This is a genomic window from Lysinibacillus sp. NPDC093216, from assembly GCF_050280325.1.
Taxonomy (GTDB): domain Bacteria; phylum Bacillota; class Bacilli; order Bacillales_A; family Planococcaceae; genus Lysinibacillus.
In genome coordinates, this window is record NZ_JBNNVB010000002.1 from 318683 (window position 1) to 338867 (window position 20185).

Genomic DNA, 20185 nt, shown 5'->3' on the forward strand with positions numbered 1-20185 from the left:
TGTGAAGATATTGAGGTGTTTATGTAGAGAAATTAAACTCAAAAGCTTTCCTTCCAGTCGATTGTGGTAATCACATTGATGTTACAAAACAAAGTCGCAAAGAACCTCCATATTTGTAAATGAGATTGTCTAATATAATTTTAAAAGGTGAGGCATCTTCACATAAACTACAAATTGAACGGTTATAATGGCTACAAGGGGGATCTATCGATGAACTATCATATTCTTGTAGTAGAAGACGATTTAGAAATTCAAGAATTAATTAAACAGTTTTTAATGACACAAAATTATTCCATAGAGGTTGCATCAGATGGGTTAGAGGGAATGAAGCGATTTAATACACAATCGTTTGATTTAATTCTTCTTGATGTAATGATGCCCAACCTTAACGGGTTTGAAGTTGCCAAAATGATTCGTAGTGAGTCAAGTATTCCAATTATTATGTTAACAGCTTTAGAAGAAGAACAAGATCAAATGAAAGGTTTTGATCTAGGGATTGACGATTATATAACAAAACCATTTTCATTTCATGTATTGATTAGACGAGTACAAGCGGTTCTAAGAAGAAGTTATTGTAATAATAAGGAGAATCATTTAAGTTTTAATGAACTAAATGTCGATCGTGATGGATATAAAGCCTTTGTAAATAAGATTGAAGTACCATTAACAACAAAAGAATTCGAAATTCTACAACTACTACTTCATAATGAAAAAAAGGTGCTTACTAGAGAAATCATCATTGAAAAAATTTGGGGATATGATTATTCAGGAGAAACACGAATGATTGATACACATATAAAAAATTTAAGAAAAAAATTAAATATACCCTACATTAAAACAGTAAAGGGTATTGGATACAAAATCGATGAATAGGATTGTTAACATCATGAAGATGAAAAAAATAACCTATAAACTCTTTATGATCACTTCTCTCATTTTGTTATCTTTTGCAGTCTTGATTTATTTAACTTTATATTTCTTCCTTCCAACATTTCATGAACAATATAAAACTAATCAGCTCCAATCGGGAATAGAGGAAATAATCCATAATTCTAAAAATTTAACATTAACAAATGCGATACCGCTTTTTGACGACTACATCAAAAATAACAATGCCTTCATTTACCTACAAACTAAAGAAGGAACTATTATATATTCGCCTAATTTTTTGATGCAGGGAATTTCGCAACCACCGAATGCAATTGCAAAAACTGCATTAATACAGAATGAAGAAACACCTAAGAATGCATATTTTGTTACTTTGCCGATTCAATTTCTAGATGAAAGTAATTTAACGGTTACTGTATTCGCAACATTTCAACCTATTGATGAAGCGTCGCAGGTCTTAGTACGTTTTCTACCTTTTATAAGTATCATTGTAGTAGTTATTGGATTGGGGAGTGCCTATTTATATTCAAGGTTCATTACAAAGCCTCTCATCTACATTAATGAGGGGGCGCAAAAGATGGCGAACCTGGATTTTTCCGAAAACATTGTAGTTCGTTCAAATGACGAATTAGAGGAACTATCCAGTAGCTTGAATGAAATGTCGAATAATTTGCAACAAACAATGCAAGATCTACAAAAAGTAAATGAGCAATTAAAAGACGATATTGAAAGAGAACGAAAAATCGAAACAAAACGTAGAGAATTTTTCGCAACTGTTGCACATGAATTAAAAACTCCTCTCACTGTGATGAAGGGATATTTAGAAGGGATGATTTATAATATCGGTCCTTATCAAAATCGAGACTTCTATTTAGAAAAAAACCACGAAATAATCGAGAGAATGGAGCAATTGGTTCGAGAAATTTTAAGTATGTCAAAGCTTGAACAAGATACCTTTAAACTGCAATTGGAAGAAGTTAATCTTTTAGAATTATTTGATGCAATAACGAAAGATCTCGGTTTTTTTGCTTCTAAAAAAGACATTCAGATAATAAAACAAATTTCTTCTTACATGAATATACGTACAGATCATGACTTATTAGAAAAAGCCTTTAAAAACATAATTCATAATGCGATTATGTATTCACCGCAAGGAGAAACTGTCTTTATAGAGGTAACTGAGCTTTCAAAAGAAAGTCAGATTGAAATAAAAGTGATTAATACAGGTGTTAAAATTAAAGAAGAAGAAATCCAACAATTATTCGAGCCATTTTATCGAATCGAAAAGTCAAGGAATCGAAATACAGGTGGAAGCGGACTAGGTCTATATATTGTAAAACAAATTTTTGAAGCTCTATCTGTCACCTGTTCAATAAGTAATATCGAAAATGGCGTTCAATTTTTAGTTCATATACCTCGTTTCGATTGTAAAGGTTAAGACGTAAATAGAGGAATTTTCTATCAACATAACCAGGCACTGAACTGCTTCATTAGACAACGAGAATAATAAAGATGTTTTAAACGGCTTGAGTCCTAATTCTAAAGGACTCAAGCCGCATAATCGTTTCTGGTAGCCATAAGGAAGGGAAGTCAGGGGAGTTTACTCCTCTATTTGAACCAATGACTGTTTTAAGATATCTTCTAATACTCTAGTTAAAAAATCCAATTCATTAGATTGGTATTTATTTAAAAAATGAATTACATTCTTTTCTATATGCTCATGGAGGTCCTTGTGAACCTCAAACAATTCATATCCGAGTGGCGTAATAGAAAAGAGAATTTCCTTTTTATTATCGGGCAACTGCTCTTTTTTTATGAGGTTCAAACTCTCTAACTTGCGCGTAATTTTTGAAACGGTTCCTTTGGGAATTTCCATTTCTTTGGAAATCGTAATGCCATTGACAGGCCCGAATTTTCCAACTGCTTCTAAAACATGTAACATCATTATCGTTATATTCGGCAAAAGTTGTCTTAAAATTGGATTTTTAATCTTTTGGGCCATCCACTGTTTTTCCTCGTCATCTCCGTCTGTAAATCTTTTCGAAATTTGCTCTGTTAATTTAATGATTTGAAAAACAAGAGCATCCTTTTCTGTGTTATCGTACATCGTTTATTCACCTTTTCATAAATTTATTAAGAAATAAGCCTGTTTCTATAGTATACAAGAAAAAAGCAATCTCACAAAGTTTCTTGGAAACAATATTGACATTAATTCATAAAATGGTAATATGGTTTCTAGGAAACAATATGGGGGAGAGGATAAAATGAGAGATCAAGAAAAGATGCAAGTTGTTCGTATTTATGAATATGGCGGTCCCGAAAAAATGCAATTAGAATGGCTTGATATCCCTGAAATAGGTAAAGATGAGGCGCTCGTCAAAGTAAAGTTTGCCTCTGTGAATTTCCTTGATATTCAGATGCGACGGGGTGACCTGATAAAGCAAAAATTTTACGGAAAGGAAGCAGGTTTCAATAGTAACCTGCCGATTACGATTGGTAGTCAATGTATGGGCGTTGTTGAAGCGGTAGGTGAAAATGTTGACCATTTAAAACCTGGAGATAGGGTAATCTGTGGAGGCGCGGGAACCTATGCAACCCATGTAATTTCTTCAGCAAAGAGAATGATTCCAATAAATATAGATATTCCTGATCAACAAGCAGCAGCCGGACTGACACAGGGATTTTTGGCCTATGCCTTTACACATAAAGCTTATCCTATCCAAGAAGGAGAATGGTGTTTAATTCAAGCAGCAGCTGGCGGACTTGGAAGTTTAATATGTCAAATGGCGAAGCTTCGAGGAGGAAAAGTAATTGGTGTAACATCAAAAGAAGAAAAGGCGAAATTTGTGCTTGAAGCTGGTGCAGATATCGTTTTGATTTCCTCAAAAGAGAACATTCCTGAGAGAGTAAGAGAAATAACAAATGGAGAGGGTGTCCGTGTAGTTTATGATGGGGTTGGAAAGGATACCTTTGAATCAAATTTGAACAGTCTTAGTTTAGGAGGTTATCTAGTGATGTATGGTCAGTCAAGTGGATATGTTCCGCCACTTGATATAATGAAACTTCAAGAAAAAGGATCTCTGTTTTTAACAAGAACAAATGGACTTCCGTATATGAAATATTGGCCCGAATATATGGAGAATTTCCAAAAGTGGGTAGCAAATGACGATTTTTCAATAAAAATAGACCATGTGTATGCCTTAAAAGATGTAGCTAAGGCACATTCTGAAATGGAAGATAGAAACTCGGTTGGGCGAATTTTGTTAAAGCCTTAAGTAATTGATAATGAAATAGGGTATTCCATTTGTATTTTTGTGTAATTATATGGTAATATAGGATAAATCTATTTGGATGGAAAGGATACAGGAGAACACGTATGCCAACATTTACTTTGTGATGATCAATAAACTGGATAGCATTGCCCTCAAAAAAACAATGTTTTTTTCAAGGGGGTAGTATGCCCATTTTTCTCATTACAAAGGAACCGAGCAACCCTGTAGTCTCAATGCGTCAGGAGGTCCTTGTGTAGGATCTTCTTTTTTAATTATACAATAAATTTTACATTGTACTGCGAGATATCCAAATAGATGCTTGCGTACCTTTATCTTAAGAGGTGAAGGATTAATGTTAAATATTACATTCCGCTGGAGGCTTTCTCAAATACCAGAACGAACTGTCAAGAAGCACTGCAAAATGTGTGGGAAATTATCTGTTTTTATGGATACAAATGTACGAAGGCATAACGCAAACGGAAAAAATATATACCAATTTGCAATATATAAATGCGAAAAAAATCATACGTGGAATAAAAAGTTAGCTATTTATAAAACGTTCTCAGAGCATGTGGCTGAAGTTGAGGAGCAGAAAGAAGAATCTTCAATATTATCAACGATTCCGATAATCAGCTTAGTAGAACGAGGAATAAAGGTGATACACATTGTATTAGATGATGTGATTGGAAAACATCGAATTGATAAAGTGCTTGCAATCCAAATTGAGGATTGGAGTCGATCACAGATCATAAAGAAAATTGAAAATGGAACGATTCAATTAAATAATCAAATCATTAAACCTAGTACAATATTGTCAAAGGGCGAACGTATTTCCATTTTCATTGACTAAATAAATTTCTTTCAAGGTCGCAACATGGTGAAGGGAGACATTCCCTACACGGTTGCGACCTTTTTGTTTGGGTGAAGGAGATATCGTAACAGGGTAGAGTCATTCAATCTTAATGGCTATTTGAATAGTTCAATATCAATTGTTTACATGGAGCAAGGATCGACTTTTTCTAATTTTTTTTACAACCTTGTTTATTTACCTAACGACTTCAACTGCTCGCTGATTATCATCGGGAATTCAGTTAAATCTAAAGGTAAGCCGTAAATCTCTACTCTTACGAAATAGTTAGAATAGAATAATAAATAGTTAGACAATAGTCATTCACCTGTAAAGGAAAACTTGTCTATAATTCAGACATCAAAGTATTAGAAGAGAAATCAAATGAAAAAAATTATAGATTTAGTTTTATCTAATTGATCTGCATCGTGTTGTTGTTGAGGCTTCGCTTCCGCACAAAAAACATTTGCCGGCTTAAGTACAAAGCCGATTCCGGGCGTAATATGCCGAGGTATCAGTGATTATCCTTAAATTGGAATATTTTGAAAAACGATGAAACTTATTGTAATAATTCGCGTCTACTAACCGAATCATAATTTTAGGAGGTAAAAATGTGAATTAAAAAAATCTAACAACTTCAGTGTTTAATAGATTAATTGATGACAAAGCTGCTTTTCTTGCTTGAAAATAAAAGGTAAGCTTAGTTTTCTTACCGCAAAGGATAAGTATTACGATATGCTTGGCCAAAAGTTTAAAATAACAAAAAGTTTTAGTTGATTAAGGATAGGGAAAAATTGAAGGGGGCTAATGCCATGAAAAAAATACTATTCACTTTCATGCTTTTAAGTTTCAGTATAATAAGTGCATGCTCTGATAAAGAAGAGCATGTGAACAAGTTACAAGAAGAACAACAACTTAACGTGCCAAACAAGCCACAAGAAGAAGAGCGTCCATCACATGAAAAACAGCAGGAACCGTCCAAAACAAATACGGGAAACACAGTAGCATCTAATACACAGGCTGGGGCATTAAAAAATATTAAGGACCAGCTTAAAACTAATTTACCTATAATTTTACCAAAAGGGCTTCCGATAACAAAAGGTACATTTTTAACGGCAACAACGAAGAAAGAAGCTAATCAAGTTGAAGTACAATTTTTTGAAAGTAAAGAGGTTTTGCCAATCAATGATAAGAAGCTTAACAATTCACAGACAGCTATGATTATTGCAAGACTAGTAGTAAAGCAATATCCGAATGCTAAAGAAGCAAATGAGCAAATTTTATATCAGAACTTTAGTCAAAATGGTGGTCAAAAGGTTGATCTTGGCTATAACATTAAAGGTTATCAGGATGCTGGAGCGGGTTCGTTATGGACTGGTTGGAATGTGGGAAGATGGGCATTAGCGACACATACACGAACAGACAATCCAGAAGCAGGTGTGAAGCTTGCTAAACAGGCAGTCCAATTTTTAGAAACACATATGCTTCCTATTCCAAAACAAAATGGTTTTGCGCGCTTAGATGTTTATAAATCAGGAAATACAATTGTTTGGCAGGACGAAAAACTTGTCTATACGCTTGATTCAATCAAAGAGCCACTAAAAGCACTTGAAATTGCCGCAGGTTTTTATCATTAATAGTATTCTAAATTTGGTGCTAGATAAATTCGCAAAGACGGATGCTATGTATTAAAACTCTTTTATTTATGTTAAGCGCCTGAGGTTGAATCGACTCAGGCTCTTTTGTTGAGTATTGCCTATAGCAACTTGCAAAAAGTACATTACACCGTTATTACTAATTAGTTAAGTTGTATAGAAAATTATGGTAGCTACTAGCGTCATTGCAGTAGTGGGTATTGCAAGATCAAGTTAAGATTTCGCCACATCAGAACATATGCTGCAACACATGCTAATCCAATATATATAAAACATGAAGTGGTTTATTAACGAATGTGTATGTAAGGAATAAAGCCCCCATTAGCCATCCATGAAGCGCAAAAATAAGCACTTCACCACAGGAAAAGTTCTTTCATTGGAGTTTAAGTGTAATAATTCATTTATTTCTTCTATATGCATATCTTCTTTAGTTTTATTTATTACAGGAATGCTGCCCCTTCGTTCAGGAAGAATTTTCAACTATAATCGAAATCGCATATATTTTTAGTTTACATAACAACAGACATGGTAATGAATACTTGGTTCTAGATGCCAATTGGAGAGTAGTTATATAGGTAGCGATTTGAGGAACATTCCAAAATCATTACATACAAACCATGCAAAGATCTCAAATATGGGTCTTAGTCTAAGCCTCTTCATTAATTAAACATATCCTTTACTAAATCCTCAGAATGGAGGTGAAAAGTGTTAAATTCAATGCATTTTAATATAGGACATCAAATGTTTCCCGGTTTTCATAGATACAAAGGAATAGGAGGATCCCGTGACGGTTAAACAATTCTGATAGATGCTATGTAATACACAACGATAACAATTCACCCCGAAGAATATACATAAAAGAAAAGATCAGACGGAACCCACCCCAGCTGTCCCTTTCACTTTTCTTTCAACCTTGGACTTCGATAGGAATAACATATAAAAAGTTAACTAGTAAGACTAGTTAACTTTTTATACAGACGCACTCAATAGTCCATTGAATAACATTAAGTGTCATACTCTTCAGATAGCGGAAAATCACCTGAAGTTTTTAAAAAAATAAGTCATTCCAAAAGGAGTTTCTGCTCGTGCGTCGTTGGATTCGCGAAGTACGACGTAATCTGCTCGTGCGTCGTTGGATTCGTGAAGTACGACGTAATCTGCTCGTGCGTCGTTGGATTCGCGAAGTACGACGTAATCTGCTCGTGCGTCGTTGGATTCGCGAAGTACGACGTAATCTGCTCGTGCGACGCTGATTTCGCGAAGTACGACGTAATCTGCTCGTGCGTCGTTGGATTCGCGAAGTACGACGTAATCTGCTCGTGCGACGCTGGTTTCGCGAAGTACGACGTAATCTGCTCGTGCGACGCTGGTTTCGCGAAGTACGACGTAATCTGCTCGTGCGACGCTGGTTTCGCGAAGTACGACGAACCCTGCTTGTGCGTCGTTGGATTCGCGAAGTACGACGAACTCTGCTTGTGCGTCGCTGGTTTCGTGAAGGATGAAATACCTTGCTAGAGCGTCGCTGGATTCGCGAAGTACGACGAACTCTGCTTGTGCGTCGCTGGATTCGCGAAGTACGACGTCTCCTGCTCGTGCATCGTTCGTTACTAATAGGATCTTGGTGCATGAAGTGACCTAACCCTGAGTTGTTAGCCATTTCTACTGCATTCTGTATAAGTGACATATTCAGACCTCCTTTCAACTTTATTAGAGAAAGAAGGTAGATTCCTTATTCAAAAAGAATCAAACCCATGCCTCTGCACATTCTTTCCCTAATCGTAATATATGAGGTTGCACTAAAGACGTTAGAGTCAATCACATAGTTTTCGAAAGGAAAATATAAACTCTATATCTTTTTGTGGAATCTTACATTTTGTTTTAATACGAATAATTTAAAAATGAAAGGAAAGAATTCGCGTGGATAACGGCACAATAATACCTGAATATCATCTTTTTATTCATCCTTTAGATTTAATTGAACTTAGGAAAGATATATGGTGTGACGATCCTATCGCTGCCAAGCTAACGATTAACAAAAGAAAGTATGATATTGATATCGCCTATCGTGGCTCCCATATCCGGGATTTTCGAAAGAAGTCGTATCACATTTCGTTTAATAAGCCAAGTACGTATAGAAATACTAAAGAAATTCATATCAACGCAGAATATAAAGATCCTTCTCTATTAAGAAATAAACTATCGCTCGATTTTTTCAACGAAATAGGGTGCTTATCGCCAAAGTCCCAATTTGTAAATATGAAATTGAATGGGAAAAATGAGGGGCTTTATTTGGAATTAGAATCAGTGGATGAGTATTTCCTTAAGAATCGACAACTACCGCAAGGGCCAATATTCTATGCGATTGATGGCGATGCTAACTTTTCGTTGATGAGTGATCTTGACAAAGAAGTAAAGAAATCACTTAAGGCTGGCTATGAACTAAAATATGGGACAGAACAAGATGAATTTCATTTACAAAAAATGATTATTGAAATTAATACCATTTCAAGGGCAGAATTTGAAAATGAAATTGTGAAATACTTCAATGTTAATCAGTATCTTAGCTGGTTGGCTGGCGCTGTTTTCACCCAAAATTTTGATGGTTTTGTTCATAATTACGCATTATACCAAAATAGCGAAACTAGGCAATTCGAAGTCATCCCGTGGGATTACGATGCAACATGGGGAAGGGATGTAAACGGGAAAGTGATGGAGGAAGACTATTTACGAATCGAAGGATTTAATACGCTTACCGCAAGAATTCTCGACGTAAAAACATTTCGACGTCAATACAAAAACTTGCTAAAAGTTATTTTAAACAACCAATTTAATGTAAACTATTTGAAACCAAAAATACAAGGTATGCATAATTTAATAAGACCTTATATTCAAAAAGATCCTTATAAAAAAGACGATATCCATTTATTTGATAAGGAACCAGAGTATATATTGGATTATATTGAAGCACGGGCGAAATATATAAGAGGGAAATTAGATTCATTAGATTAAGTTGTTACATCATCTTACAAAACCCTCTTTCCATGTGATAAGAGGGTTGTTGTCCCTTGAATTAGCACACAATTATCTGTACTATAAATATAGTAAAATCGTTTAAGTGGTGTTCTTCTTATGTGGTCATATTATTTAATTTTAGTTTTAGTTCATCAGCTAAGCGAGTTACACGGAGGTTATCCCGTGTAATAGTGAAGTCATTTTAGCTTCCTTTCTTCAACTAAACTGTACCGTACCCTGAATAACCACATCAATTTTTTTTGCTTTTATACGACCTCTACCCGTGAATTGAAAATAAAGTCGTACCGTTTATAAAAATTTAATAAAACTCCATTTTGATTAAATTTTTTTCAAAATGGAGTTTTTTGCATTTGCCCTTAAATAAAGGATGAAGGAAACTCTTTATCAAATAAAACGATATGAAGTATGCCTTTTATGTTTGGATATTAGTAAAACTTTTTAGTGGCTTAAGGATGTTAGTATCTATAATAGCACTTTCAATCTTAATTCCTCCTGCAAAAAATAAATACATTTTCTAATATACATAGAAACTATTTATCTTCTATTCTTACTAATGAGTAAGAATAGAAGATAAATAGTTAGACAACAGTTATTCAATTATAAAGAATATCTAGTCTATAATTTAGACATCAAGTAAACGAGGAGAAATAAAAAAATGAAAAAAATTATAGGCTTAGTTTTAGTTATCGCCATTTTTATTGGTATAGGATTTGGAGTAAAACGTCTTATTGAAGGTCCACCACAATCAGTCAATGGAATTTTAGTGATCGGCACAGAAAAGGATGTCAATAAAGTTAAGCAGTTGTATAAAAATATAACTAAACAAACAGTTGACTACAAAATGAAGTTCATAGTAACAAAAAAAGGTGAATCAAATTTAAAGTATGCAGTTATTAACAAAACTACTGCTGAACAATTAGTTAAGAAAGGAATTATTAGGGCGAGAAAAGATCCAAACAGTACGTCTATCATTTCAGAACCTGTTCATGAAATTAAAGAATTACCCGGTTCACTGAATTTGTTCTATTCTTATAGCGATGGGGATATGGAATTTAACCAAATAGATTTGAATGGACAAATGATACCTGTACATTATCTTAAACATCAAGCATGGATCGGATATATTCCCAAGGATCTTGTTATTCTAAATGACCAAACTTATGATGAATTAGCCGATTCTGAGTCTATGCTCACATTGTTTCAGTTAAATGGTGGTAGTAAATTCGATTATAAAGATAAAGAAAAGATAAACCAAGTTTTCAAAGAAATAGAGAGCGTCTATCCAGATAGCGAAGACAAAGTAAATTTTGTAGACATACAAGATTAACTTCTTTCAGCAAATGTTTTATGTAGCGAAAGCAAAGCGGCAGGTACAAATGTTTTATGTAGCGAAAGCGAAGCGGCAGGTACAAATGTTTTATGTAGCGAAAGCGAAGCGGCAGGTACAAATGTTTTGGTAGCGAAAGCAAAGCATCAGCTACTGAAAGAAGTTAAAGCCTCCGGCGGATGTCACAGAATCGGAAAGGTGTTAATAAAGGATGTTAGCCTAAAATCATCGCATCCATGCGATAACGGCTAACTGACCTTCATCGGTAAAAACGCCACGTCCTGTGGCATTACCGAAATGACCGACATCGTGTCGGTCCTCACGCAGACCTAAGCACAAAGCCGATTCTAGACGCAATTAATCCGAGGCATAATTGATTGAGGAGAGGTTGGGTTATATGGAAGTTGTACGTATGGAAAATGTAGTGAAAAGTTACGGGGAAGGTAATAACAGGGTAGATGCATTAAAAGGGATTGATCTTTCAATTCAGCAAGGCGAATTCGTCTCAATTGTCGGTGCTTCTGGTTCTGGAAAAAGTACACTACTACATATTTTAGGTGGGTTGGATCACCCTAGTTCAGGAAAGGTATTCATTGGGGACAGTGATATTTATAAATATACAGATGATGAGCTTTCCATATTCAGAAGAAGAAAAGTCGGGTTTATTTTTCAATTCTTTAATTTGATACCAGTATTAAATGTCCAGGAAAATATTGCTTTACCTACATTATTGGATAGTGAATCTATAGATATGGAATATCTAAATGAAATTATTAATATCCTTGGGCTTCAAGAACGTATGAATCACTTGCCTTCCGAACTATCTGGAGGGCAACAGCAACGGGTTTCAATTGGCAGGGCGCTTATTAATCGTCCGCATTTGATTCTTGCTGATGAGCCTACTGGTAATTTGGATACTCGAAATACGAAAGAAGTGATGGATTTATTAAGATTCACGGCAAAAAAATACAATCAAACCATTGTCATGATTACTCACGATTTAACGATAGCATCGGCTTCGGATCGGATCATCACAATACAAGACGGTAAAATCATTTCTGATCAGCGACTGACTGAGAAAAAGTTTCAGACTGGAGGACAATAATTTTGATTCATAGTTATCAGCAATTAGGTACCAGGTATTTAAAGAAGAATATGAAACGAACTATTTTGACCTTGGTTGGCATCATACTCTCTGTAGCGTTAATTTCAACGATTGGCCTCTTTATGAAAGGATCACAACTTACCCATATTGAGAATAACAAGAAGTTAAGCGGAGTTTCTTTTCATGTAGGTATTTCAGATTATGACGAAGAGCTTTTAAATAAAGTCAAATTTAATCCCCAAATTGAATCGTTTGGTTTAATGTCTAAGGGAGACATCGTTCCTGTTGGAGATGTTTCTGTGAAAATGAATTTCGCGGATCATGACGCCTTGAAATTTTTAACCTATAGCCTTCTTGATGGCAAATTACCAACCAATGACGATGAGGCAGCTGTAGATTCCTGGGTACTATCTTATATAAAAAAAGATCTTCAAATCGGTGATTCATTTGAACTGGATGGAAAAACATATCAACTGGTTGGTTTACTGAATAATAGTGAGTTTACACAGAAAAATAAAGAGGGACGATTATTAACATATAAAAGTGAGTTTGCTATTGGAGAAGGAAGGATATTAATTGAAATTAACGAGAAAGCAGACTTTAACGAGGTTTTAGCCGAACTTAAATCAATGACTGAAGACAATAACATTGATATTAATACTCAATTGATTCAAGCTTTGAAACCGGAATCGGATCAATCGCTCCTGGCCATTCTTGTTATTGTTGTCAGTATAGTTGTCATTTCTACAATTGTTGTCATTTATAACGCCTTTCAAATCAGTGTCGTAGAGCGGATGAAGCAGTTTGGCTTGCTGAGAAGCATCGGCGCTACGCGAAAGCAAATTAGACAAATTGTTATGAAAGAAGCTGTTGTGCTGGCTGTCATCGCTATACCAATTGGGATTGTATGCAGCTTATTGGCACTTGCTATTCTCCAAACTATTTTCTTGATTGTATTAGAAAATGGTCAGGATATTTCGATATTCAATGTCGATTGGAAGATAATTTTAATTAGTTCGCTTCTTACCCTGATAACTGTTTTAGCGTCTAGTTATTACCCTGCTTTTTTTGCAGGCAAAATATCTCCATTGCTAGCAATCAGCAGCAGACTGTCAATTAAAAAAGAGGCAATCAAAAAACAAAAGAATACCGCTCTGAAAAAGCCTTTATCTTTCCCATTGAGCATGGCCTTGAAAAATGTAAAAAGAAATAAAAATCGTTATATGGTTACCATTTTATCAATTATTATAAGCAGTGTATTGTTTATTACTTTTTCATCGTTGATGGATATCGCATTTTCATCCAATTTTATGAACGATTCTTCCACTAAATCGGATCTTACAATCTATCTTCCAAATGACAATCAAGCATCTTCTGAGAACCTGCAAATTATGGATCAGTTAAAGTTAATTCAAAATGTATCCGAAGTTTACGAACAGGACTTAAGTTTTGAAATTGTATTGAAGGATACAGCTCAATCTCTCGCGACTGTTGAGGACATCCAGGAGACTTTTGGAAATAAACACTCCATTACAGTGGTTAATCACTTAGAAGAGAATAAAGCCAAGAAGGAATCCGTTCTCGTGACCAAAATTCTTGTCTATGCTTTTATTGTGGTCATTGCTTTAATTGGCAGTTTAAATATCCTTAATACGATTACTATAAGTATCATGATTAGACGAAAAGAACTGGCTGCATTAAAATCCATAGGCATGTCCCAAAGGGATTTGAAAAAAATGATTATCTATGAAGCACTGATTTATGGTTTTTCTGGAAGCTTGCAAGGCATTTTCTTCGGATGCATACTTTCATATATTATTTATTTGGCTGCCTCCGGTGTCTTGAAGGTTGCATGGACGATTCCCTATGAGGCTTGTTTCATTACGTTTGCTGCCGCTTTGTTCATTAGTTATTTATCTGTTTTGCTACCGCTCCGAAGAATCCAGCAGGATAATATTATAGATACGATAAGGGAAGAATAATACGAAAGGCCTGGCTATTTATAGTCAGGCTATTCTGATTTGGCGGTAACTGCTAATATGGAGTTAGAGGAAGGAGAGGGTATTTTTGAATAAAATATTACTGGTTGAAGATGATGAGGCTCTTGGTTTAGCCATCGAGTTTTCATTAAGAAACGAAGGGTATGAGGTGATTAGAGCTTCTAGTGTAAAAGAAGCGAGAAACCAGTTTGATCATACTATTTTTAAGTTGGCTATATTAGATATCAACCTTCCAGATGGAAATGGCTATGATCTATGCATGCACTTTAAAAAACAAAACGATGCCATGTCTATTATTTTCTTAACCGCCCTTGACGAAGAAGTGAATGTAGTAATGGGATTAGATATTGGTGGAGACGATTATATAACAAAACCTTTTCGAGTTAGAGAACTTATGTCGAGAGTAAGAGTGCAATTACGTAAACAAACTAAGTTAGAAGAAGCTTCATTGATTTTAACATCTGAGAATATAAAAATTGATATGAATCAAGTCAAGGTTTATAAAAATCAAGAACTTGTCCCAGTAACGAATTTAGAATATAAGCTTCTGTTAACTTTTATGAAGAATGCTTACAAAGTATTAAAAAGAGATGAAATTCTTCTGGAAATTACGGAAGGTGATGAAGTGTTTTTTGATGAAAATACGTTATCTGTATATATAATGCGCTTAAGAGACAAAATCGAAGATAATCCAAAAAATCCACAGTTTATCATCACCCAACGAGGATTAGGATATCGTTGGGATAAGGATGTGTGCAGACAGTAACATGATAAAAAATACTGAGATAAAAGGCTATATGATCATAATGTTCGCTTTATTTTTTCTATTTATTATCTATCAGTATATGACACATCAACTATTTTACGATCATTTAAAAAGTGATTCGATTACAACCTGGGGGGAAATTACCGCCAGATTGGTTGAACAAAATCCTGAGAATGAAGCAGAAATTATGAAAGTCTTAACAAGCAATTCTTCTGATTCCAATGAGTATCAGGAAAAAGGAAGAGAAATCTTTAAACAATATGGATTATATGAAGATTTGGAGACAGAACTTTTTCCACTTTTAAATAACAATATTTTTAGCCATAATCAATCAATTTTTTTGGGGTTGATTATTTTCGGATGTCTATTGTTTTTGGCAAATTACATACAATACACTATTTTCTTCAATAAAATCAAACAACTTACTTCGACTGCCAAAAAAATAATCGAAGGGGATTACTCGGTTACAATAAATGAAAATAAAGAAGGCGATATTGCCAAACTAGTAATTTCTTTGCGTTCCATGAAAGATATTATTAGAAAAAGCATGAGTGATTTGCTTGAAGAAAAGAAGTTTTTAGGTCAAGTATTACAAGACATATCCCATCAGTTAAAAACACCACTTTCGACGATATCCATCTACAATGAATTGTTATTGAATGAAGACTTGCCCCGTCAGCAGCAAGTTCAATTATTGCAAAATAATGAAGTTCAAATCAGCAGAATGAATGTCTTGATTCAAAACTTGTTAAAAGTCGCGAAAATTGATGCCAGAGCTATTACATTTGATAAAGAGCCGTTAAACTTGGTGGAAACGATTCATGAAGTTTTAAATCGTTTGGAAAATATGATCAATGAAAAAGATTTGTTAATTGACTGGGATGAGCCGGAAGAAATAGTAGTTTTCCACGATAAATTATGGATGCAAGAAGCTTTGGTGAACTTGTTAAAGAATGCGATTGAGCATTCCAAAAATGGTGATAAAATCACACTTCAACTCAAAGATACACCCATTTATACGGAACTTGTGATTCAAGACTTTGGAGAGGGGATTGCAGTTGAGGAATTACCGCATATCTTTAATCGATTCTACAAAGCAAGTAGTTCTAAAAAACATGATTCGACGGGGATTGGCTTGGCGTTAACAAAAGCAATTATTGAAGCGCATCAAGCCTTAATAAAAGTTGAAAGTGAGAAAAATGCCTATACAAAATTTACAATAAGCTTCATAAAATTTTAGAATGAATGAGTATACTTACAATAATCTCATGGGTTATTTTCGTTTTTAGTGCTATAGCTGGTATCTATGCTATTTATGCTATAATCAAAAACAATCATACAAAGAAATATCTCTTATGGCTGCAATATTGTAGGCAGTCATAATTTGCTTATACTTTCTAGAAAGTGCGAAAATTAAAAAAGAATTAAGGGGAGTATGACGATGCTTGAAAATAAATTAGGTATCACAAATCAACTTGATTTGAATCGAACAGAAGAACGGCTTTCAAAGAAGAAAGCTAAAGAGTTATACGATTCAGGGAAAATAAATAGCTTAGAAGTAGGCACTTTCAAGGGTCTTTCTGAAATTCATCGCTATCTATTTGAGGATATTTATTACTTTGCTGGAAAGGTTCGAGAGGTCAATATAGCAAAAGGGAATTTCCGATTTGCTCCAATCATGTATCTTAGAGCATCTTTAGAGCATATCGATACGATGCCACAAACAACTTTTGATGAAATTGTTGAAAAGTATGTTGAAATGAATATCGCTCACCCTTTCAGAGAGGGGAACGGTAGAGCTACTAGAATTTGGCTAGATTTAATCTTTAAAAAAGAACTTCAAAGGGTTGTTGAATGGAATAAGATTGATAAGGAAGATTACTTGTTGGCGATGGAACGTAGTCCGATTAGAGACGTTGAAATTAAGCAATTGCTCCAACAAGCATTATTAGATGAAATTAATAGCCGTGAAGTTTTCATGATGGGTATTGATATTAGCTACTATTATGAGGGATATACTGAATATGATATAGAAGATTTATAATAGAAAGGGCTGAAATTCAGTCCTTTTTTACTTTTTAATAGGGGCAAAAAAGGAGCTAACTAAATAGCTCCTTTTATTTATGATTAAAACTAAGATGTTAGGTATCTTTGATTGAAATGTGCGCGAAATCAAAAGAATAGTTTTGGTTATTCCGAAAAGACACTGGCTTCTTTAACACAGGAACAACCTTGTATTTATTTTTCTTCACTTTCTTAAACACACTTTTAACCGTATCCGACCTCACTCACATCCCACACCTGAAGGAGTAGGCTTTCCCGTTTGGAAAATCAAGTTTTACAATTTAGTAAGATTAAAAGTCATATTGTAAGGGAACAGTCATTCATTTATCAAAAAATAACGTTTATGTTTAAAGTATCAAAAATAAGGAGCTGGCAAAATGAAAAAAACAGTAGCTTTTTTATGTATTAATGCTAAAAAATATAGTTTTCTATTAGGAGATTCTGAATGAATAAATTAAATACGTATGAAAGAATAGACACTATGGATTACTTACGAGGGTTTGCCTTGCTGGGGGTACTTCTTGTGAATAGCTTTCAGGTTATGGATTCGTCCAACTATAATGAATTACACGGAGTATTATATTCTATATTCAACAGGGAATTTTACCCTATTTTATTCTTCTTATTTGGATTTGGGTGTTATCTTTTTATGAATCGATCCAAACAAAAAATAAACAATAGATACCTTTTGTATTTCCGCAGAATCGGTTTTTTATTTGTACTAGGACTGATTCATACATTATATGCACCGCCAGGGATTACCGATGTATTAATGGTGTATGCAGTACTTGGCCTGTTTATGGCAATATTTTTTAAAAGAAGTAAATGGAACAACTTAATAATAACGATTTCACTAATAGCCTTATCTATTGTTACAGCTTTTTATCAACCGTATTATGGTGAGAGAATAGTATGGCTAGATTTACTATCCAACATAAGTAAATGGTTTGCACCGATGATGCTAGGTTTTACGATGGGGCAATTTAATTTTTTTGAAAATATGCATGGGAGATTAAGGTATATTTCGGTTTTTTTTATAGTTAATATTTGTACTTATGTATCTTTATTTTATATAAAGCTGTCAATTGACATTACTCCTGCAGGAACAGAAATGCTAGAAGATTATATTGTTCCTTTTATGATGATGAGCAGTTTCCTTATTATTTTACAATGGGATAGAGCAAAAATGATATTATCTCCATTAAAATTTTATGGACAAATGTCTTTAACAAATTATCTTGCGCAAAGTGCCTTACTAATTGTATTTAGCTTCCTAATTGGTATGACACCTATTCATTCATTAATAGTGTGTTTCTTAATCCACGCTATTTTAATTACTTTTAGTATAGTATGGTTAAAGTATTTTAAAATGGGGCCAGTTGAATTGTTATTACGATACTTTACTTATTGGGCGAAAGTTCCGAATAAGAAAAAAATCATTAAAGAGAGTTTTAATGAAGCTTGATTTACCTAATTACCGTAAAATATGCTGAAAAAACAAAGTTTAAGTTTATATTCGTTTGCGTGATAGGGCATTAAGGGGTCACTAGACTAAATGTGACCCAATGCATCCCTTTAAAAATTTCTTATCTGTTTTAGTAAGGAATTGAGTTCATTCGCCTCTTTTTTAGTCTTAATCAGTGTTATGATCCAAGCAAACAAATAGAGTAATAAAAAACCACCAAGGAAATCTACGCTTAGAAAATGATCTGACCACTTGTTATATAAAGATATAGAAAAGACTACTAGAAACATCATGATAAAATGAATGACTAAAGCAAACAAATAGTTCATTTTTTCAATGTCAAAAATGATTGTAAAAATACCTGCGCAAGCTGAGATTATGAATACACTAATAATCTCAGCTTCTGAAGAAATGATATTTTTTCTCGATAGTAAAACCATCATATAAATAAATGCACCAGTGCCTAAACCTGAAAATAGTCTGTTTTTTAATTGCAACGAAATGTCTTCCTCTCAAAATAAGATAGGCTTGTTTAATTCTTTTTGTACATAATATGTATAAAGAATTCCTCCGAAGAAAAGTCCGATAGATAGTCCATTTATGGCAGAATAAATGATATTAAATGAAAGGTCATTATAAAATGATGGCGAGATGCCTAAAGTTACATTTAAGAGATACTTCACTAAAAAATTTATTAGAATAATGATTAATGGAAGATAGCACTTCTTTCTGATGATTACTGATTCCTGTTTGAGGAACATTTGATATTTTTTGTACAACAAATAACCAATTAAAGTCCCAGGAAATATGAAAAAGAAATAGCTAATCAAACAAATTTCTAAGTGAGAAAATTGAGAGATCATTTTTTCAAATCCCCATATCATAAATATGAAAGGAACTAAAAACATTTTAGATAAATTGATTGGCCTTTCCTGGGAAATAGCGATACCTCTTTTTGTTAAAATAATTAATAATATCCATACTGACAATGGCGTTCTTAAAACTACTTCTCTAATGATGTTATACATTCTTTATTGCCTCCTTTGATGTTATTCATAATGGCATCAAAGAGGGAATAAAGAAATACGTCTAAACATATGTGGTGAAAATCAATACATAAGTGGGCTTTTGGAATATCTTGTTAGTGTCTTTTTCAAAGAAGATACATATTTTCTTGACACAATTACTTTCTCTTCATTCGATAGAATTGCTTCAAGATTACCGTTAGGTTTAACCGAAAATTTATTTAAAAAATGAATATTGATCAGGATCGTTTTTGAGATTCTGATGAAGTTATTGGGAAGATCATGCTCCAATTTATATAAAGGGCTTTTTGTTTCAAAAATAGTATCATTTGTATAAATGAATATTTTTCGTTCAAGATATTCTAAATAAAATATATTGGAATAAGGAATTTTTTCTTGTTCGTTTTTGGATGTAGACTTTGCTAGTAAATAGTTGTCGGAGCTTTTTTCAAGAGTTGATACGATATCTTGAATAAAAGACGTTACTTTGTGAATGTTAAATGTACATGATTCTTCTTTAAGTTTTTCTATAATTTTAATGTTAACCTTCATTTAAGACATATTTTCCTTTCAAAATTGGTTGTTAGTAATTTAAAGTGAATGTAAAGAGTATATCAAATGTTACGCTGATTTTTATAATTGTAGGATAGTTTTTACCAAGATATACAAAAGAATCATAGATTTATGAACTAAGCTATTTCTAAGCAGAGGAATCTGTCCGTAGAAATGGCTTTTTAT

At 33.7% G+C, this 20185-nt stretch carries 19 protein-coding genes and 1 pseudogene; 13 read left to right on the plus strand and 7 right to left on the minus strand.

Translation table 11 applies throughout. The features are described 5' to 3' along the window. The first annotated feature begins 210 nt into the window (after positions 1 to 210). Positions 211 to 873 carry a response regulator transcription factor gene (locus tag ACQKOG_RS03995; RefSeq protein ID WP_370082578.1) on the plus strand — a complete coding sequence of 221 codons (663 nt, stop codon included), beginning with the start codon at positions 211 to 213 and terminating at the stop codon, positions 871 to 873. Further along, a complete protein-coding gene (locus ACQKOG_RS04000; RefSeq protein ID WP_370082580.1) occupies positions 866 to 2326 on the plus strand; it encodes a sensor histidine kinase in 1461 nt (486 codons plus the stop codon). The genes ACQKOG_RS03995 and ACQKOG_RS04000 overlap by 8 nt, the downstream gene beginning before the upstream one ends. A gap of 162 nt (positions 2327 to 2488) precedes the next feature. Here the strand turns inward: ACQKOG_RS04000 and ACQKOG_RS04005 are convergent, their stop codons facing one another. After that, on the minus strand, positions 2489 to 2995 hold the full coding sequence (locus ACQKOG_RS04005; protein WP_370082582.1) for a MarR family winged helix-turn-helix transcriptional regulator: 507 nt from the start codon (positions 2993 to 2995) through the stop codon (positions 2489 to 2491). Positions 2996 to 3152: 157 nt separating this feature from the next. Between ACQKOG_RS04005 and ACQKOG_RS04010 the strand changes: the two genes are divergently transcribed. Then, positions 3153 to 4163 (plus strand): quinone oxidoreductase family protein, encoded by a 1011-nt coding sequence (locus ACQKOG_RS04010; RefSeq protein ID WP_427445159.1) that lies wholly within the window; start codon positions 3153 to 3155, stop codon positions 4161 to 4163. A 349-nt stretch (positions 4164 to 4512) separates the two neighbouring features. Beyond that, positions 4513 to 5010 (plus strand): S4 domain-containing protein, encoded by a 498-nt coding sequence (locus ACQKOG_RS04015; RefSeq protein ID WP_370082586.1) that lies wholly within the window; start codon positions 4513 to 4515, stop codon positions 5008 to 5010. Positions 5011 to 5201: 191 nt separating this feature from the next. Here ACQKOG_RS04015 and ACQKOG_RS04020 read toward each other — a convergent pair whose 3' ends face one another. Next, positions 5202 to 5324: a hypothetical protein gene (locus ACQKOG_RS04020; protein ID WP_370082588.1), complete on the minus strand. Its 123-nt coding sequence runs from the start codon at positions 5322 to 5324 to the stop codon at positions 5202 to 5204. Between the two features lie 495 nt (positions 5325 to 5819). On the opposite strand from ACQKOG_RS04020, the gene ACQKOG_RS04025 reads away from it, so the two are divergent. Further along, positions 5820 to 6644: a hypothetical protein gene (locus ACQKOG_RS04025; RefSeq protein WP_427445164.1), complete on the plus strand. Its 825-nt coding sequence runs from the start codon at positions 5820 to 5822 to the stop codon at positions 6642 to 6644. A 1066-nt stretch (positions 6645 to 7710) separates the two neighbouring features. On the opposite strand, the gene ACQKOG_RS04030 is transcribed toward ACQKOG_RS04025, so the two are convergent. Then, complete coding sequence (locus ACQKOG_RS04030; RefSeq protein WP_427445167.1) at positions 7711 to 8346, minus strand: CotG/ExsB N-terminal domain-containing protein; 636 nt, start codon at positions 8344 to 8346, stop codon at positions 7711 to 7713. A 233-nt stretch (positions 8347 to 8579) separates the two neighbouring features. Here ACQKOG_RS04030 and ACQKOG_RS04035 point away from each other — a divergent pair, with 233 nt between their 5' ends. The 7 genes from ACQKOG_RS04035 (at position 8580) to fic (ending at position 16937) form a co-directional block, all read left to right on the plus strand. Further along, positions 8580 to 9671 (plus strand): CotH kinase family protein, encoded by a 1092-nt coding sequence (locus ACQKOG_RS04035; RefSeq protein WP_427445170.1) that lies wholly within the window; start codon positions 8580 to 8582, stop codon positions 9669 to 9671. 679 nt (positions 9672 to 10350) lie between these two features. Further along, positions 10351 to 11022, plus strand: coding sequence for a lipoprotein BA_5634 family protein (locus ACQKOG_RS04040; RefSeq protein ID WP_427445173.1), 672 nt, complete (start codon positions 10351 to 10353; stop codon positions 11020 to 11022). Between the two features lie 397 nt (positions 11023 to 11419). Next, positions 11420 to 12127 (plus strand): ABC transporter ATP-binding protein, encoded by a 708-nt coding sequence (locus ACQKOG_RS04045; RefSeq protein ID WP_370082601.1) that lies wholly within the window; start codon positions 11420 to 11422, stop codon positions 12125 to 12127. Between the two features lie 2 nt (positions 12128 to 12129). Continuing rightward, on the plus strand, positions 12130 to 14109 hold the full coding sequence (locus tag ACQKOG_RS04050) for an ABC transporter permease (RefSeq protein WP_427445177.1): 1980 nt from the start codon (positions 12130 to 12132) through the stop codon (positions 14107 to 14109). A gap of 85 nt (positions 14110 to 14194) precedes the next feature. Continuing rightward, a complete protein-coding gene (locus tag ACQKOG_RS04055; protein ID WP_427445180.1) occupies positions 14195 to 14893 on the plus strand; it encodes a response regulator transcription factor in 699 nt (232 codons plus the stop codon). 1 nt (position 14894) lies between these two features. Beyond that, complete coding sequence (locus ACQKOG_RS04060) at positions 14895 to 16133, plus strand: HAMP domain-containing sensor histidine kinase (protein WP_370082607.1); 1239 nt, start codon at positions 14895 to 14897, stop codon at positions 16131 to 16133. A gap of 201 nt (positions 16134 to 16334) precedes the next feature. Beyond that, the gene (gene fic / locus ACQKOG_RS04065) at positions 16335 to 16937 is read left to right on the plus strand and encodes a protein adenylyltransferase Fic (protein WP_427445184.1); all 603 of its coding nucleotides are present in this window, start codon (positions 16335 to 16337) and stop codon (positions 16935 to 16937) included. A 109-nt stretch (positions 16938 to 17046) separates the two neighbouring features. Here fic and ACQKOG_RS04070 read toward each other — a convergent pair. Continuing rightward, positions 17047 to 17163, minus strand: a pseudogene (locus tag ACQKOG_RS04070) (RNA-guided endonuclease TnpB family protein); the annotation flags it as partial. Between the two features lie 239 nt (positions 17164 to 17402). Between ACQKOG_RS04070 and ACQKOG_RS04075 the strand changes: the two are divergent. Then, positions 17403 to 18422, plus strand: a complete 1020-nt coding sequence (locus ACQKOG_RS04075; RefSeq protein WP_370082611.1) for a DUF418 domain-containing protein — start codon at positions 17403 to 17405, stop codon at positions 18420 to 18422. Positions 18423 to 18532: 110 nt separating this feature from the next. Here the strand turns inward: ACQKOG_RS04075 and ACQKOG_RS04080 are convergent, their stop codons facing one another. The 3 genes from ACQKOG_RS04080 to ACQKOG_RS04090 form a co-directional block, all read right to left on the minus strand. Then, a complete protein-coding gene (locus tag ACQKOG_RS04080; protein ID WP_370082613.1) occupies positions 18533 to 18919 on the minus strand; it encodes a DUF3021 family protein in 387 nt (128 codons plus the stop codon). A gap of 15 nt (positions 18920 to 18934) precedes the next feature. Further along, positions 18935 to 19450: a hypothetical protein gene (locus ACQKOG_RS04085; protein ID WP_402870449.1), complete on the minus strand. Its 516-nt coding sequence runs from the start codon at positions 19448 to 19450 to the stop codon at positions 18935 to 18937. An 81-nt stretch (positions 19451 to 19531) separates the two neighbouring features. After that, on the minus strand, positions 19532 to 19999 hold the full coding sequence (locus ACQKOG_RS04090) for a LytTR family DNA-binding domain-containing protein (protein WP_402870451.1): 468 nt from the start codon (positions 19997 to 19999) through the stop codon (positions 19532 to 19534). Positions 20000 to 20185: the final 186 nt, after the last annotated feature.